Origin of the sequence: Enterobacter sp. RIT418, assembly GCF_003057745.1 — a bacterium.
Lineage (GTDB): Bacteria > Pseudomonadota > Gammaproteobacteria > Enterobacterales > Enterobacteriaceae > Enterobacter.
This window is the reverse complement of the sequence record NZ_QBJD02000017.1, coordinates 67246-82161: the sequence shown is the minus strand read 5'-3', so window position 1 is coordinate 82161 and position 14916 is coordinate 67246. Positions and strand designations below refer to the sequence as shown.

Annotated in this window: 17 protein-coding genes; 8 read left to right on the top strand and 9 right to left on the bottom strand. The window is 58.0% G+C overall.

Going from position 1 to position 14916, the window contains the following annotated elements; translation table 11 throughout:
- The first annotated feature begins 130 nt into the window (after positions 1 to 130).
- Positions 131 to 661: a disulfide bond formation protein DsbB gene (gene dsbB, locus DBY73_RS18330; protein ID WP_112012477.1), complete on the top strand. Its 531-nt coding sequence runs from the start codon at positions 131 to 133 to the stop codon at positions 659 to 661.
- A gap of 100 nt (positions 662 to 761) precedes the next feature.
- On the opposite strand, the gene DBY73_RS18325 is transcribed toward dsbB, so the two are convergent.
- From DBY73_RS18325 to DBY73_RS18315, 3 genes are all read right to left on the bottom strand, one after another.
- Positions 762 to 1202, bottom strand: coding sequence for a YcgN family cysteine cluster protein (locus DBY73_RS18325; protein WP_112012509.1), 441 nt, complete (start codon positions 1200 to 1202; stop codon positions 762 to 764).
- A gap of 93 nt (positions 1203 to 1295) precedes the next feature.
- Positions 1296 to 1955, bottom strand: coding sequence for a fumarylacetoacetate hydrolase family protein (locus DBY73_RS18320; RefSeq protein ID WP_112012476.1), 660 nt, complete (start codon positions 1953 to 1955; stop codon positions 1296 to 1298).
- Between the two features lie 47 nt (positions 1956 to 2002).
- Positions 2003 to 2278 (bottom strand): YcgL domain-containing protein, encoded by a 276-nt coding sequence (locus tag DBY73_RS18315; RefSeq protein WP_112012475.1) that lies wholly within the window; start codon positions 2276 to 2278, stop codon positions 2003 to 2005.
- 123 nt (positions 2279 to 2401) lie between these two features.
- Between DBY73_RS18315 and minC the strand changes: the two genes are divergently transcribed.
- The 3 genes from minC to minE are packed head-to-tail and all read left to right on the top strand — an operon-like array spanning position 2402 to position 4215.
- Positions 2402 to 3109, top strand: a complete 708-nt coding sequence (gene minC, locus DBY73_RS18310) for a septum site-determining protein MinC (RefSeq protein ID WP_112012474.1) — start codon at positions 2402 to 2404, stop codon at positions 3107 to 3109.
- A 23-nt stretch (positions 3110 to 3132) separates the two neighbouring features.
- The gene (gene minD, locus DBY73_RS18305; RefSeq protein WP_112012473.1) at positions 3133 to 3945 is read left to right on the top strand and encodes a septum site-determining protein MinD; all 813 of its coding nucleotides are present in this window, start codon (positions 3133 to 3135) and stop codon (positions 3943 to 3945) included.
- 3 nt (positions 3946 to 3948) lie between these two features.
- Entirely contained in the window at positions 3949 to 4215 is a 267-nt protein-coding gene (minE, locus tag DBY73_RS18300; RefSeq protein WP_003859937.1) for a cell division topological specificity factor MinE, read from the top strand.
- A 77-nt stretch (positions 4216 to 4292) separates the two neighbouring features.
- Here the strand turns inward: minE and rnd are convergent, their stop codons facing one another.
- From rnd to DBY73_RS18275, 5 genes are all read right to left on the bottom strand, one after another.
- The gene (rnd, locus tag DBY73_RS18295; protein ID WP_112012508.1) at positions 4293 to 5420 is read right to left on the bottom strand and encodes a ribonuclease D; all 1128 of its coding nucleotides are present in this window, start codon (positions 5418 to 5420) and stop codon (positions 4293 to 4295) included.
- A 71-nt stretch (positions 5421 to 5491) separates the two neighbouring features.
- Positions 5492 to 7177 carry a long-chain-fatty-acid--CoA ligase FadD gene (gene fadD, locus DBY73_RS18290; protein ID WP_146745789.1) on the bottom strand — a complete coding sequence of 562 codons (1686 nt, stop codon included), beginning with the start codon at positions 7175 to 7177 and terminating at the stop codon, positions 5492 to 5494.
- A 203-nt stretch (positions 7178 to 7380) separates the two neighbouring features.
- Positions 7381 to 7962, bottom strand: a complete 582-nt coding sequence (locus tag DBY73_RS18285; RefSeq protein ID WP_112012471.1) for a Slp family lipoprotein — start codon at positions 7960 to 7962, stop codon at positions 7381 to 7383.
- 37 nt (positions 7963 to 7999) lie between these two features.
- Positions 8000 to 8695: a tRNA (adenosine(37)-N6)-threonylcarbamoyltransferase complex dimerization subunit type 1 TsaB gene (gene tsaB / locus DBY73_RS18280; RefSeq protein WP_112012470.1), complete on the bottom strand. Its 696-nt coding sequence runs from the start codon at positions 8693 to 8695 to the stop codon at positions 8000 to 8002.
- Between the two features lie 66 nt (positions 8696 to 8761).
- Complete coding sequence (locus DBY73_RS18275) at positions 8762 to 10672, bottom strand: ATP-dependent DNA helicase (protein WP_112012469.1); 1911 nt, start codon at positions 10670 to 10672, stop codon at positions 8762 to 8764.
- 133 nt (positions 10673 to 10805) lie between these two features.
- On the opposite strand from DBY73_RS18275, the gene DBY73_RS18270 reads away from it, so the two are divergent.
- Positions 10806 to 11150 (top strand): RidA family protein, encoded by a 345-nt coding sequence (locus DBY73_RS18270; RefSeq protein WP_023312193.1) that lies wholly within the window; start codon positions 10806 to 10808, stop codon positions 11148 to 11150.
- Positions 11151 to 11156: 6 nt separating this feature from the next.
- On the opposite strand, the gene DBY73_RS18265 is transcribed toward DBY73_RS18270, so the two are convergent.
- The gene (locus tag DBY73_RS18265; RefSeq protein ID WP_003859925.1) at positions 11157 to 11339 is read right to left on the bottom strand and encodes a YoaH family protein; all 183 of its coding nucleotides are present in this window, start codon (positions 11337 to 11339) and stop codon (positions 11157 to 11159) included.
- Positions 11340 to 11400: 61 nt separating this feature from the next.
- Between DBY73_RS18265 and pabB the strand changes: the two genes are divergently transcribed.
- From pabB to sdaA, 3 genes are all read left to right on the top strand, one after another.
- Positions 11401 to 12750: an aminodeoxychorismate synthase component 1 gene (gene pabB, locus DBY73_RS18260; protein ID WP_112012468.1), complete on the top strand. Its 1350-nt coding sequence runs from the start codon at positions 11401 to 11403 to the stop codon at positions 12748 to 12750.
- A 3-nt stretch (positions 12751 to 12753) separates the two neighbouring features.
- Positions 12754 to 13332 (top strand): CoA pyrophosphatase, encoded by a 579-nt coding sequence (locus DBY73_RS18255; protein ID WP_112012467.1) that lies wholly within the window; start codon positions 12754 to 12756, stop codon positions 13330 to 13332.
- A 184-nt stretch (positions 13333 to 13516) separates the two neighbouring features.
- The gene (gene sdaA / locus DBY73_RS18250; protein ID WP_112012466.1) at positions 13517 to 14881 is read left to right on the top strand and encodes an L-serine ammonia-lyase; all 1365 of its coding nucleotides are present in this window, start codon (positions 13517 to 13519) and stop codon (positions 14879 to 14881) included.
- Positions 14882 to 14916 lie beyond the last annotated feature (35 nt).

Below are 14916 nucleotides of genomic sequence, written 5' to 3'. Positions count from 1 at the left end.
GGCAGTTCGCTGCCCGTTTGGCTTTTCGCACGATAAACATCCGATTACGCTTTATTTCTTCAGGTTCGGGTGGCGCGAAAAACGAATTGGTTTACACTGCGCTTTCTAAGCATGTTCCAGGGAAATGATTATGTTGAGATTTTTAAACCAGTGCTCCCGCGGTCGCGGAGCGTGGTTGTTGATGGCCCTGACCGCCTTTGCGCTGGAAATGGTCGCGCTGTGGTTCCAGCACGTGATGGGCCTCAAGCCCTGCGTGCTGTGCATCTACGAGCGCTGCGCGCTGTTCGGCATTATGGGCGCGGGTCTGGTGGGTGCCATTGCGCCGAAATCCCCGCTTCGCTATGCCGGTATCGCTATCTGGCTTTACAGCGCGTGGAAAGGCATTGAGCTTGCCTGGCAGCACACCATGATGCAGCTGCATCCGTCGCCGTTCATGACCTGCGATTTCGCGGCCCGCTTCCCGGGATGGCTGCCGCTGGACAAATGGCTGCCGCAGGTGTTCGTCGCGTCCGGTGATTGCTCCGTTCGCCAGTGGGAATTTTTAACGCTGGAGATGCCGCAGTGGCTGGTGGGCATTTTTGTCGCCTACTTCGCGGTTGCCCTGCTGGTGCTGGTTGCCCAGGCGTTTAAACCGAAGAAACGCGATCTGTTCGGAAGATAAAAGCGTAGCGTTTGCGCCCTCTCCCGTGCGAGAGGGTTAGGATGAGCGCATCAGGCCGCACGGCCACAATAAAAAACCCGCCTCGGCGGGTTTTTTCATCTCAACGGGTGGGGTGATTCATGATGTGATCTTCCCAGTCCTGCACCTCGGACTCTTTCACCGCAATGTGGCGCACGGAAATCCGCTCGCCGTGCATCGCCGCTTTAGACCCCGTCAGCAGCGGATGCCAGGCCGGCAACGCCTTCCCTTCCGCCAGCAGGCGGTATGCGCAGGTGTGCGGCAGCCATTCGAACGTCGGCAGGTTATCGCGGGTTAATTTGATGCAGTCTGGCTCAAACTCAAAGCGGCGCTCGTAGTTGCGGCACTGGCAGGTTTTGATGTTGAGCTGCTTGCAGGCGACGTTGGTGAAATAGATTTCGTCGGTGTCTTCATCCATCAGCTTGTGCAGGCAGCACTGCCCGCAGCCGTCACACAGCGATTCCCACTCCGCGTCCGTCATGTCGTCAAGCGTTTTGGTTTGCCAGAAAGGGAGTTCGTTCATCAGGATGTCCACACGTCAAAAGAAAGCGCACCTTATAACGAGTCTGGCACGATGATGCAAGTTTTGCCGCCCTTTCACGGCGGCAAGAGGCTTTTACAGCACGCGGGTTTTCAGCGACAGGCCGTTAAAACTGAGCTCCAGTTCGTCACCGACGCTCAGCGGGCCCACGCCTTCCGGCGTGCCGGTCAGGACCACATCGCCCGGCTTCAGGGTAAAGAAGCGGCTCATGTAGGCTATCAGCGGCACGATCTTGTGGATCATGTCTGCCGTCGTGCCCTGCTGTCGCACCTGGCCGTTGATCTTCAGGCCGAGCGCGGTATTTTGCGGGTCGCCCTCAAAATCTGCCGCAGGAATAAAACCGGAAATCGGGCATGCGTTGTCAAACGCCTTGGCCTTTTCCCACGGCTGCCCCGCCTTTTTCATTTTTCCCTGCACGTCGCGCAGGGTGAGATCCAGCGCCACGCCGTAGCCGGCGATCGCTTTCTGCACATGCTCTTCGGAGGCCTGACGCAGCGTCGCGCCAATCAGCACCGCCAGCTCTACCTCATGATGAACGGACCCCAGCCCCTGCGGCAGTACCAGCGGCTGGCGGAGATCGCACAGCGCGGTTTCCGGCTTGATAAACAGCACCGGCTCTTCCGGCGTCGCACTGCCCATTTCCTGGATATGTTTTGCATAGTTACTGCCCACGCAAACCACTTTGCTTACGGGATAATCCAGCAATGCGCCCTGCCAGTTATGATGTTGATACATGGTCGCTCCCTAAACGGTTGTTGTGTTACGCCCGAACGTCCGCGGATCTATTTCTTTCCGTTCACCTCAAGGTGCTGTTTTAATAAATTCTCGGGCGGGGGTGGAAGCTGTAAATAATAGCCTTGATCGGTTAAGGCCATTTTTACTTTTTCCAAATCAGCATTGACCAATTTTTTACGACCGTCCAGCGGCAGCAGCATCGCCAGCTGCGGGCGCCCGAAACTCTTCATTAATTCTTCAGGCACGCGTGAAAAATCGTCTTTCTTTTCGACATAAAGGTAGGTCTGGTCACGGCTTGTACTTCTGTAGATCACACAAAACATGTTTTTACTCTGAATTAATGGGTGGCGGCTTGCCTCAATATACTCCTGACTATAACATGCCTGATACTCTTCGGAATATCGCAGCGCGTTGCTGCGGTTAATAGCAAATTGAGTAAGGCCAGGATGTCAAACACGCCCATCGAGCTTAAAGGCAGTAGCTTCACCTTATCAGTGGTACATTTGCACGATGCAAAACCCGAGGTTATTCGTCAGGCGTTAGAAGACAAAATCGCCCAGGCTCCCACTTTTCTTAAGCACGCCCCTGTTGTGGTCAACGTCAGCGATCTTCATTCGCCCGTCAACTGGAATCAGCTTCAGCAGGCCGTGTCATCGACAGGGCTGCGCATTGTCGGCATCAGCGGCTGCAAGGACGTTGAGCTGAAAGCGGAAATTGAACGCGCGGGTCTACCGCTTCTCACCGAAGGTAAGGAAAAAGCGCCCCGTTCTGCGCCCGCCGCCGCTCAAACACCGCCGCCTGCGGTACAAAACGTTACGCAACTCACAAAAACGCGATTGATTGATGTGCCGGTTCGTTCCGGTCAGCGAATTTATGCGCCAAACTCTGATTTGATTGTCACCAGCCACGTTAGCGCTGGCGCTGAACTGATTGCGGATGGCAACATACACGTCTACGGTATGATGCGTGGCAGAGCACTCGCGGGCGCGAGCGGCGATCGAGAGGCACAAATATTTTGTACTCACCTGACGGCGGAACTGGTTTCCATTGCAGGTGAATATTGGCTGAGCGATAAAATCCCAGCCGAATTTTATGGCAAAGCGGCGCGTCTGCAGCTGGCAGATAACGCTTTGACCGTTCAACCGTTGAATTGATCCCTTTTTAACAAGGAATTTCTATGGCACGCATTATTGTTGTGACTTCGGGTAAAGGAGGCGTTGGCAAGACCACCTCCAGCGCGGCCATCGCTACAGGTTTGGCCCAGAAGGGAAAGAAAACGGTCGTTATCGATTTTGATATCGGCTTACGTAACCTGGACCTGATCATGGGCTGTGAGCGCCGCGTCGTCTATGACTTCGTTAACGTCATTCAGGGTGATGCCACGCTCAACCAGGCGCTGATTAAAGACAAGCGCACCGAGAACCTCTATATCCTTCCCGCTTCTCAGACGCGTGATAAAGACGCGCTGACACGTGAAGGCGTGGAAAAGGTCCTTGAAGAGCTGAAAAAGATGGAGTTCGACTTTGTTGTCTGCGACTCCCCTGCCGGTATCGAAACCGGTGCCCTCATGGCGCTGTACTTCGCCGATGAAGCGATTATCACCACCAACCCTGAAGTCTCCTCTGTACGTGACTCTGACCGTATTCTCGGCATCCTGGCCTCAAAGTCCCGCCGCGCGGAAAATGGCCAGGAACCGATTAAAGAGCACCTGCTGCTGACCCGCTACAACCCGGGCCGCGTAAACAAAGGTGACATGCTGAGCATGGAAGACGTGCTGGAGATCCTGCGCATTAAGCTGGTCGGCGTGATCCCGGAAGATCAGTCCGTACTGCGCGCCTCTAACCAGGGCGAGCCCGTGATCCTGGATACCATGGCAGACGCGGGTAAAGCGTATGCGGATACCGTTGACCGTCTGCTGGGAGAAGAACGTCCTTTCCGCTTCATTGAAGAAGAGAAGAAAGGTTTCCTCAAACGCCTGTTCGGAGGATAAGTTATGGCATTACTGGACTTTTTTCTCTCGCGGAAAAAAAGCACCGCCAACATCGCAAAAGAACGTCTGCAAATCATCGTTGCGGAGCGACGCCGCAGCGACGCCGAGCCGCACTACCTGCCGCAGCTGCGTAAGGACATTCTGGAAGTGATCTGTAAATACGTGCAGATTGACCCGGAAATGGTCACCGTACAGCTTGAGCAGAAAGACGGGGATATTTCGATTCTGGAGCTGAACGTGACGCTGCCGGAAGCGGAAGAGTCGCGTTAATCCGTTTGTGATTTCGTAGCCCCGGTAGGCACAGCGCCACCGGGTGAATATGCCGGGCACAGCGCCCGGCATATTTTTTAGCGTGGATAACCTTCCAGCAGCGTATTCAGGCGATCGGCCATCAATTCACCCCGCCATCCCGCCACCATCTCCGGCAGCCCGCTCTGCGGCTTCAGCTTCCAGTGCCAGTTCAGCAGCTGGTTAATCTGACGACGCGAGGCCAGCAGCTCCGCGCTCAGCTTGCTTTCCGTTGCCACCGCCTGTACCAGCGCTTTAATGTCCTTAAACGCCTTGCGATAGCCCGGCATATCCATCAGGTTCAGCAGTGGCTCCGGCAGGTCTTCATCCGCCGTTTGCTGCGCCTGCGCCACCAGCGCCAGCAGCGTTTTCCCGTGGAAGCGAATTTCGCTCCCGGAAAGACCGATGCTGTCCAGCTCGCCCAGACTGGTTGGCATATAGCGAGCAACCGCCCACAGATGTTCTTCACGCACAACGAAGTTCACGGCCAGGTCGCGCTCGCGCGCTTTGCGCAGGCGCCAGTCTGCCAGCAGCTGAAGGCAGGCGAGCTGGCGGGTGCGCAGCTGCCACGCGTTGGTGATGTCGCGCCACGCTTGTTTTGGGTCAACCACTTCCTGTCGACGCTGCTGCGTCATGCGGCACTCGTCCAGCGCCGCATCCAGCCAGCCGGAGGCTTCCGCTTCTTTCATTAGCTGTCCGGCAATCGGCAGGAGGTAGAAAACGTCTGCCGCCGCGTATTCAAGCTGACGCTCGGTCAGCGGACGGGCCAGCCAGTCGGTACGGGATTCGCTTTTATCCAGCGCCACCCCCGTGTACTCCTCTACCATCGCCGCAAAGCCCCAGGAGAGCGGGCGATTGCTGAAGGCCGCGAGGATCTGCGTATCGATAAGCGGCTGCGGCATAATGCCAAAGGTATTCAGGAACACTTCCAGATCTTCACTGCCTGCGTGCAGGTATTTGGTCACGGCAGTATCGAGCAGCAGATCGCGCATCGGTGACCAGTCGGTAATGCCGAGCGGATCGATCAGCGACACATGCTTTCCGTCATACATCTGGATCAGGCCCAGCTGCGGGTAGTAGGTGCGCGTGCGAACAAACTCGGTATCGAGTGCGATGGCAGGAAAGTCGCGCGTCACTTCGCACAGCGAAGCCAGCTCGTCGTTAGTGGTGATAATCTGGTAATTCAAAACGGATTCTCTTTTGTTTGCGCCCATAAAAAACGCCGGCATAACCGGCGTCTGGGCGATTAGCGTGAAGCTCAGTCCTTATTGTCCACTTTGGCACGGGCTTCGTCACGTAATTCTCGTCGTAATATCTTCCCGACGTTCGATTTCGGCAGTTCATTCCGGAACTCAACCAGCTTAGGCACTTTATATCCCGTAAGCTGGCGGCGGCAAAACGTGACAAGCTCCTCTTCGGTGAGGGCGGCATCTTTCTTCACCACAAAAATCTTCACCGCCTCTCCGCTGCTGCCGGACGGCACGCCGACGGCGGCCACTTCCTGAACGCCGTGGTGCTGCATCACGACGTCTTCGATTTCGTTTGGATAAACGTTAAACCCGGAGACGAGGATCATATCCTTTTTGCGATCGACGATGCGCAGGAAGCCTTCGTCATCCATCACCGCGATATCCCCGGTGTGGAGCCAGCCGTCCTTAATGATCTCATCCGTAGCGTCCGGCCGCTGCCAGTAGCCGAGCATGACCTGCGGCCCCTTCACGCACAGCTCACCCGGCTCACCCGGCGCAACTTCATTATCGTCATCGTCCACCAGCTTCGCTTCGGTAGAGGGCACGGGCAGGCCAATGCTGCCGCTGTGGTAGTCGATGTCGTGAGGATTAACGCTGACCAGCGGCGCGCACTCCGTCAGGCCGTAGCCTTCCAGCAGATACTGTCCGGTGAGCTTCACCCAGCGCTCGGCGACCGCCTGCTGAACCGGCATGCCGCCGCCTGCGGAGAGGTGCAGCGTCGAGAAATCGAGCTGCTGGAACTCTTTGTTGTTAAGCAGCGCATTGAACAGGGTATTCACCCCGGTCATGGCGGTGAACGGGTATTTCGCCAGCTCTTTCACCAGGCCCGGAATATCGCGCGGGTTGGTGATCAGCACGTTCTGACCGCCCAGCTCGATAAACAGCAGGCAGTTCATGGTGAGCGCAAAAATGTGGTACAGCGGCAGCGCGGTGATCACCAGCTCTTTGCCCGGGTGCAGCAGCGGCCCGTAGGTCGCATTCACCTGCTCAAGGTTCGCCAGCATGTTGCGGTGCGTGAGCATCGCGCCTTTCGCAACCCCCGTCGTCCCACCGGTGTATTGCAGGAACGCGAGGTCTTCAGCCACGACGTCCGGTTTGACATACTGCATTCGATAGCCCGCGTGCAGCGCGCTGCGGAAGGAAATTGCATCCGGCAGATGATACTTTGGCACCAGGCGCTTCACGTATTTCACGACGAAGTTGACCAGCGTCCCCTTGGCCGTTGAAAGCTGGTCACCCATGCGCGTCAGGATAACGTGCTTAACCGGCGTGTTTTCGACGACTTTTTCCAGCGTGTGGGCAAAGTTCGACACAATCACAATGGCGGCGGCACCGCTGTCGTTGAGCTGATGCTCCAGCTCGCGCGGGGTGTAGAGCGGGTTGACGTTAACGACGATCATCCCGGCGCGCAGGATGCCGAACAGCGCCACCGGATACTGCAGCAGGTTCGGCATCATCAGCGCGACGCGATCCCCTTTTTGCAGCCCCAGACCTTCCTGTAAATAGGCGGCAAACGCCCGGCTGCGCTCTTCCAGCTTGCGGAAGGTCATGACCTCGCCCATGTTCACAAACGCGGGCTGGTCGGCGTAGCGCCGCACCGAGTGTTCAAATAACTCAACCAGGGATTGATAACGGTCAGGATTGATCTCCGCAGGGACATCCGCGGGATAACGGTTAAGCCAAACCTTTTTCAATGCATCACCTCTGAAATGAGTGTTCGTCGTCATCACAACCCCGATAATAAACAGTTTGTTAACATTATATTAACTCAGCGTACCAGTTTATTAATTGTTCGGATTTAAGGTTGCGAAGCGCGTCACTCTTTTTTTTCGTTTTATCCGTAAAAAAACAGAGACAGCGGCCGAGCCGCTGCCTCTTTCCTAGTAATAACAGTAAGTTACTCAGTTACAATTGTCTGGACCTGCGCCGGGCCCGGGTTATACCAGCCCCAGCCCGGGTAGCCATAGCGGTACGGGTGCGGGCCCCACATCCACGGATCGATTGGCTGCGGCGGCATCACGACCTGCTGAACAATCCGCCAGCGCTTGTACCCGTTCACCTGCATAGTCATAAATTTATACGGCGTATTGCCGATTTTCCCCTGCGCAGTTCCGGTAATGGGGCCGACAACCGTCACCAGCTGCCCGCGGAAATCAACCGGATCGAGGAACCCGCCGACGTCAGCGTAAATTCGTCCGCGCGAGGGCTCGCCTAACGCTGGCCGCGCGCCGCTGTCCAGCGGCACCGTGGCGATTTCAAGGCGGGTTTTGCCCTGCTGATTGATAACATTGACAACCTTGCCTCCGAAACGCGCCTCCTGCCCAACGTACAGCTCGGGGGCATTCATCACGCGAACCAGATCCTGCTGTGGCGTCGGGCTGCTGCCCTTAATCGCATCAGGAACGGTGACGCAACCGCTCAGCGTTATGGCAAACGCGCCTGCCATCAATAGACGTACAACGTTAGTTTGAACCGTCATGGTGCGACTCCTTTTTCTCAGTTCCTGTTACTGAGATTCACTCGCGGCCCGGAAGTTTCTTCCACGCAACGGTGTTTCGCAAATAAACTGGTTCAGCCTGTTCCACGGCGACGGTTTTTCCTGCCGCCAGCTGCTGGCAGGCAATCGGGAGCATGTCTTCCGCCGCGGGCAGAAGCATTTGGCCATCCACCAGCGTAAGCCCCGCGTCGTTTGCCATCTCCGGCCACGCCGCCCAGCCCGTTCCTACCGTTGCCCATTCGCCGGAGAGCTGCTTCAGGCGTTCGGTCACCGCTTCCGGCTTGAGCACCGCTTCGGTCTCTTCGCCGTGCCAGACGCCCTGCTCGTCGCGGACGTACTCGGCCCAGTAGACTTCGCCCATGCGCGCGTCGATGGCCGCCAGCACGCGGGACGCACCTGTCATACGCCATGCGCCCTGCGCCATCGTAGCCAGCGTGGAGACGCCGATCATCGGCAGATTTGCGCCCAGCGCCAGGCCCTGCGCAATGCCAATGCCAATGCGCACGCCGGTAAAGCTTCCCGGGCCGCGGCCATAGGCCAGCGCGTCAAGCCCGGTCAGGCTGGCGTTTCCTTCGGTGAGGATCTGTTTTACCAATGGCAGGATCCGCTGGGTGTGTTCGCGCGGGCACTCTTCAAAGTGCGCGCAGATAGCGCCGTCGTTCCACAGGGCGACGGAACAGGCTTCCGTCGCGGTATCGATAGCCAGAATTCGCATCAGTTGTCGCGCTCTCGCAATAGTCAGTCACAAAATGGCGCGCATAGTAGCACAGTTACGCGCAAATTACTCCGCCGTTGGGTTCGCCAGGAAGCGGACCGCGCGTTTAATATCCCGCGTGCGGGGCGCGGGCGGCAGGCTTGCGAGGAAGGTGGCGCCGTAGGGGCGCATCACCAGACGGTTATCGCAAATCACCAGCACGCCGCGATCGGTGACGTCGCGGATAAGTCGCCCTACCCCCTGCTTGAGGGTAATGACCGCATCGGGAAGCTGAACCTCATCAAACGGATCGCCCCCGCGCAGGCGGCAGTCTTCCATGCGCGCCTTCAGCAGCGGATCGTCCGGGGACGTGAACGGCAGCTTATCGATGATCACCAGCGAAAGGGTATCGCCGCGCACGTCCACCCCTTCCCAGAAGCTGCTGGTCGCCACCAGAAGCGCGTTACCGGCGGAGACAAACTGCTCAAGCAGCTGGCCTTTGCTGGTTTCTCCCTGCAGAAGAACGGGAAGCGTCATGGTGGCGCGGAACTGCTCGGCCAGGTCGCGCATCATGGCGTGAGAGGTGCAGAGCATAAAGCAGCGGCCGTTGTTGGCCTCGATCATCGGCCTGAGCATCGCCGCCAGATGGCGCGCCGCCCCCGGCTGGTTAGGTAAAGGAAGATTACGCGGTACGCAGAGCAGCGCCTGCTTTTCATAATCAAACGGGCTTGGCAGCAGAAGCGACTCCGCCTGCTCAATGCCCAGACGTTCGGTAAAGTGATGAAGATCGTCGTTAACGGAGAGCGTCGCGGAGGTAAAAATCCAGCTCCCCGGCTTTTGCGCCATCACCTCTTTGAATTTATCCGCCACGGTCAGCGGCGTCAGCGCCAGCGTGAAGTGGCGGGAGGTGCATTCATACCAGTAGCTGTATCCCGGCTGGCCGATCTCTTTCAGCCTTTTCAGCCGCGCACGATAGAGCGTCGCGCGTTCAAAGGCCGCATCCAGCAGGGCCGAACGCCCGAGCGACAGCTTCGCCACGTCGTAACAGAGTTCAAGGGCATCGTCGAGGAGCAGCAGCGCGCGCTGGATGTTTTTGTCCGCCAGCAGCTCGCGCAGGTTGCCCCGGTAGCCCGGCTCGCCGAGCTGCAGGCGGAAGTCCTGTGCGCTTTGCGCCAGACGGTCTGCACACTTTTGCAGCTGCTGGGTGTCTTTGAGCTCCGTGCGGTAGGCAATGGTGAAATCTTTCGCCAGGTCCTGAAGCTGACGGCTGGAGAGCGACTGGCCAAAATACTGGCTGGCGATATCGGGCAGCTGGTGCGCTTCATCGAATATCATGACGTCCGCTTCCGGGATAAGCTCGCCAAAGCCGCTGTCTTTGACCACCATGTCGGCGAGGAAGAGATGGTGGTTAACCACCACCACGTCCGCGTCCATCGCGGTTTTACGGGCTTTCACCACAAAGCAGTCTTTATACAGCGGGCAGTCGCTGCCGAGGCAGTTATCGTTAGTGCTCGTGACCAGCGGCCAGGCGGGTGAATCTTCCGGCACGCTGGCGCAGGTGCTGATATCACCCTCTTCGGTCTGGTTCGCCCATGCGCGCAGCACGATCACGTCGCTCAGGGTTTGTACGGGCAGGTCGCCGCCGGCCAGCGCCTGCTGTTCAAGGCGCTCGAGGCAAAGATAGTTAGAGCGCCCTTTCAGTAGCGCCAGACGGCCTTTGTACTTCAGCGCCTTCGCGACCGTAGGCAGGTCGCGGCTGTAGAGCTGGTCCTGCAGCGCTTTCGACCCGGTCGAGATGATGACTTTTTTCTTCGCCCGCAGCGCAGGCGCGAGATAGGCGTAGGTTTTCCCCGTGCCGGTACCGGCCTCAACCACCAGCGGTTGTGCCTTGTCGATGGCGTGCGCAACGGCATGCGCCATCTGCCGCTGAGGTTCACGCGGCTTAAAGCCGGGAATCGCCTGTGCTAACTGGCCTTCGGGGGAAAAATCGTCTGCCACGGTGCTCTCTCACTGTATTTTTGCACAGGGATTATGTCAGCCCATCCTCTCCTGTGCCAGCCCAAATAGTGACGACGCGACAACAATATGGCAGTCTTGCCGCCTGAATACGCAAAATAACGAGGAAACGTTTATGACAATTGTGCGCATTGATGCCGAGGCACGCTGGTCTGATGTGGTAATTCATAATCAGACGCTGTACTACACCGGCGTACCGGCCAATCTCGACGCCGACGCCTTCGAGCAGACGGCCAATACGCTGGCGCAAATTGACGCCGTGCTGGAAAAACAGGGCAGCGATAAATCCCGCATTCTGGATGCCACGATTTTCCTGGCGAATAAAGAGGATTTCGCGGCAATGAACAAAGCCTGGGATGCATGGGTCGTCGCGGGCCACGCGCCTGTACGCTGCACCGTACAGGCCACGCTGATGAAGCCGGAATATAAAGTTGAGATTAAGATTATCGCGGCGGTCTAGGCCCGATTACTCTTCATCCTCATCTTCAAAACGCGCCACGATCCGCTCGCCGGTATGGGTGGCGCGAAGCTCTTCCGCCACCTGGGAAATCGCCTGCCCGCTGCTCATCCCCTGGGACATCAGTTCCTGGATACGTTCAACCGCTTTCTGCTGTTGGTCATGACTGAGGGAAGGTAAACCTGCAAACATCGTCAACTCCTGCTAAATTATTCGCGCTAATTATTTCACGCTGCCCGGTAGTATGCCACACATGAACATGCGCTTCCCCACTGTTATTACCTTGCCCTGGCGCGCTGACGCCGCCGAGTTCTGGTTTGCCCGTCTGAGCCATCTGCCGTATGCAATGCTGCTGCACTCCGGCCATGCGGATCACCCCTACAGCCGCTTCGACATTCTTGTCGCCGACCCGGTTAGCACGCTGATCACTCAAGGAGACGTTACGCAGACCGCGCGCGGCCCGTCGACGGACGATCCGCTGACGCTCCTTCAGCAGGCCGTTGACGCGCTGAACCTGTCCGCCGCACCACATCCCGATCGGCCGTTCCAGGGCGGCGCGCTGGGGCTGTTTGGCTACGATCTGGGGCGGCGCTTTGAAACGCTGCCCCAGAACGCGGAAAACGACATTTTGCTGCCGGACATGGCCGTCGGCCTGTACGACTGGGCGCTGATTGTTGACCATCAAAAGCAGGCCGTTACGCTCCTGAGCCATAAGGACGTCGAGGCCCGGTTAGCCTGGCTTGAGGCGCAACAACCCGCCGGACGCGATGCCTTTACGCTCACCTCATCATGGCGCTCAAACATGAGCGAGCAGGAGTATGCAAAGAAATTCAGCCGCGTGCAGAGCTACCTGCAAAGCGGCGATTGCTATCAGGTGAATCTCGCGCAGCGCTTCGAAGCCACCTACGCAGGCGACGAGTGGCAGGCATTTACGCAGCTTAATGACAGCAACCGCGCGCCGTTCAGCGCCTTTATTCGCCTGGAGCAAGGCGCCATTCTGAGCGTATCGCCGGAGCGTTTTATTCATCTGGCTGAGGGCACCATCCAGACGCGCCCGATCAAAGGCACGCTCCCGCGCCTGAGCGATCCCGCCGCTGACCGCTTGCAGGCTGAAAGGCTGGCCGCCTCGCCGAAGGACCGCGCCGAAAACCTGATGATTGTCGATCTGATGCGAAACGACATTGGCCGCGTGGCCGAGCCGGGAAGCGTTGCCGTGCCCGAGCTGTTCGTCGTCGAGCCCTTCCCTGCCGTTCACCACCTGGTCAGCACCATTACCGCACGGCTGCCCGCGTCGCGCTCCGCCTGCGACCTGCTGCGCGCCGCGTTTCCGGGCGGCTCCATCACCGGCGCGCCCAAGGTACGGGCGATGGAAATTATTGACGAGCTGGAGCCGCATCGGCGCAACGCCTGGTGCGGCAGCATTGGCTATGTGAGCCTTTGCGGCACGCTGGATACCAGTATCACGATTCGCACGGTCACCGCAAGCCAGGGCAAACTCTACTGTTCGGCGGGGGGCGGCATCGTCGCCGATAGCGAAGTTGGGGCTGAATATCAGGAAACCTTTGATAAAGTTAACCGTATCCTGAAGCAACTGGAGAATTGACGGGTGGAGAAAGAGAATCTGACGCTGGATGATTTTTTATCGCGCTTTCAGCTATTGCGTCCGCAGGTCAGCCGGGAGACGCTCAACCATCGTCAGGCCGCGGTGCTGATCCCCGTCGTGCGCCGCGATCGGCCCGGACTGCTGCTCACGCAGCGCGCGCCGCATATGCGTAAACACGCCGGGCAGGTCGCTTTTCCCGGCGGCGCGGTCGACAGCACGGACGCCTCGCTAATCGCCGCGGCGCTGCGCGAGGCGCAGGAAGAGGTCGCCATTCCTCCTGAAGCCGTGGAGGTGATTGGCGTACTTCCGCCGGTCGACAGCGTGACAGGTTTTCAGGTTACCCCCGTGGTCGGCGTTATTCCGCCCGATCTTCAATACCATGCCAGCGTCGACGAGGTGTCCGCGGTGTTCGAAATGCCGCTGGAAGAAGCCCTTCGACTTGGCCGTTATCACCCCCTTGATATTCAGCGCCGGGGGCACGATCACCGGGTGTGGCTGTCGTGGTATCAGCATTATTTTGTCTGGGGCATGACGGCAGGCATCATTCGTGAGCTGGCGCTGCAAATCGGCCTGAAACCTTGACTATACTTTACATTCACTAATTTGACGTAAGTTTGCGAGGCGCCTCTCAACATTAGTAAATTGGGGGTTACTCATTAGTTTAATTCATGTGAATAGTTAAGCCGACGCTGACGTTCCCTCATACACTATGCGCAGTTAAAACATCGTTACCGGGAAGTCTGGTAACCCTGTCAGGAGTGTGAAAGTGATTAGTATATTCGACATGTTCAAAGTGGGAATTGGTCCTTCTTCTTCCCATACCGTAGGGCCGATGAAGGCCGGTAAACAGTTCGTCGATGATCTGGTCGAAAAAGGATTACTGGAAAGCGTTACCCGTGTCGCCGTGGATGTCTACGGCTCGCTGTCATTAACGGGTAAAGGCCACCACACCGATATCGCCATTATTATGGGTCTGGCAGGCAATATGCCGGACACGGTTGACATTGATGCCATTCCGGCATTTATTCGCGACGTTGAAACGCGCGGTCGCCTGCTGCTGGCAAACGGCCAGCACGAAGTGGACTTCCCGCAGGACGACGGCATGCGTTTTCGCAGCGACAACCTGCCGCTGCATGAAAACGGGATGACGATCCACGCGTTTAGCGGCGAAAAAGAAATTTACAGCAAAACGTACTACTCCATCGGCGGCGGTTTTATCGTTGATGAAGAGCATTTCGGCAAAGACAGCGTTGGCGACGTGAACGTACCGTATCCGTTCAAATCCGCGACGGAAATGCTGGGCTACTGCAAAGAAACCGGCCTGTCGCTCTCCGGCATGGTAATGCAGAACGAGCTGGCGCTGCACAGTAAACAAGAGATCGAAGACTATTTCACGAACGTCTGGCAAACCATGCGCGCGTGCATCGATCGCGGGATGAATACCGAAGGCGTCCTGCCGGGGCCGCTGCGCGTGCCGCGTCGCGCCTCCGCCCTGCGCCGCATGCTGGTCACGACGGACAAGTTCTCTAACGATCCGATGAACGTGGTGGACTGGGTAAACATGTTTGCCCTGGCCGTCAACGAAGAGAACGCCGCGGGCGGGCGTGTGGTTACCGCGCCAACCAACGGCGCATGCGGCATCGTTCCGGCGGTGCTGGCGTACTACGATCACTTCATCGAACCCGTCACCCAGGATATCTTCATTCGCTATTTCCTCGCAGCGGGTGCGATCGGCGCGCTGTACAAAATGAACGCCTCGATCTCCGGCGCTGAAGTGGGCTGTCAGGGTGAGGTTGGCGTCGCGTGTTCCATGGCGGCGGCAGGGTTGGCCGAGCTGCTGGGCGCAAGCCCGGAACAGGTCTGCGTGGCTGCGGAAATCGGCATGGAACACAACCTTGGCTTAACCTGCGATCCGGTTGCGGGCCAGGTGCAGGTGCCGTGCATCGAGCGTAACGCCATCGCATCGGTAAAAGCGATCAACGCCTCGCGTATGGCCATGCGCCGTACCAGCGAGCCACGCGTCTCGCTGGATAAGGTCATTGAAACCATGTACGAAACCGGCAAAGACATGAACGCGAAGTACCGCGAGACGTCCCGCGGTGGCCTGGCAATCAAGGTGCAGTGCGACTAATACTTCCCCTCGCCCATCTGCAAAAGATGGGCGAA

What these genes read in the sequence shown, in the direction of transcription:
- DBY73_RS18285 (WP_112012471.1), bottom strand. Translation starts at nt 7,962, where the DNA reads ATGACGGTTCAAACTAACGTTGTACGTCTATTGATGGCAGGCGCGTTT.
- minE (WP_003859937.1), top strand. Translation starts at nt 3,949, where the DNA reads ATGGCATTACTGGACTTTTTTCTCTCGCGGAAAAAAAGCACCGCCAAC.
- DBY73_RS18270 (WP_023312193.1), top strand. Translation starts at nt 10,806, where the DNA reads ATGACAATTGTGCGCATTGATGCCGAGGCACGCTGGTCTGATGTGGTA.
- minC (WP_112012474.1), top strand. Translation starts at nt 2,402, where the DNA reads ATGTCAAACACGCCCATCGAGCTTAAAGGCAGTAGCTTCACCTTATCA.
- DBY73_RS18315 (WP_112012475.1), bottom strand. Translation starts at nt 2,278, where the DNA reads ATGTTTTGTGTGATCTACAGAAGTACAAGCCGTGACCAGACCTACCTT.
- minD (WP_112012473.1), top strand. Translation starts at nt 3,133, where the DNA reads ATGGCACGCATTATTGTTGTGACTTCGGGTAAAGGAGGCGTTGGCAAG.
- DBY73_RS18325 (WP_112012509.1), bottom strand. Translation starts at nt 1,202, where the DNA reads ATGAACGAACTCCCTTTCTGGCAAACCAAAACGCTTGACGACATGACG.
- dsbB (WP_112012477.1), top strand. Translation starts at nt 131, where the DNA reads ATGTTGAGATTTTTAAACCAGTGCTCCCGCGGTCGCGGAGCGTGGTTG.
- pabB (WP_112012468.1), top strand. Translation starts at nt 11,401, where the DNA reads ATGAACATGCGCTTCCCCACTGTTATTACCTTGCCCTGGCGCGCTGAC.
- DBY73_RS18320 (WP_112012476.1), bottom strand. Translation starts at nt 1,955, where the DNA reads ATGTATCAACATCATAACTGGCAGGGCGCATTGCTGGATTATCCCGTA.
- tsaB (WP_112012470.1), bottom strand. Translation starts at nt 8,695, where the DNA reads ATGCGAATTCTGGCTATCGATACCGCGACGGAAGCCTGTTCCGTCGCC.
- DBY73_RS18265 (WP_003859925.1), bottom strand. Translation starts at nt 11,339, where the DNA reads ATGTTTGCAGGTTTACCTTCCCTCAGTCATGACCAACAGCAGAAAGCG.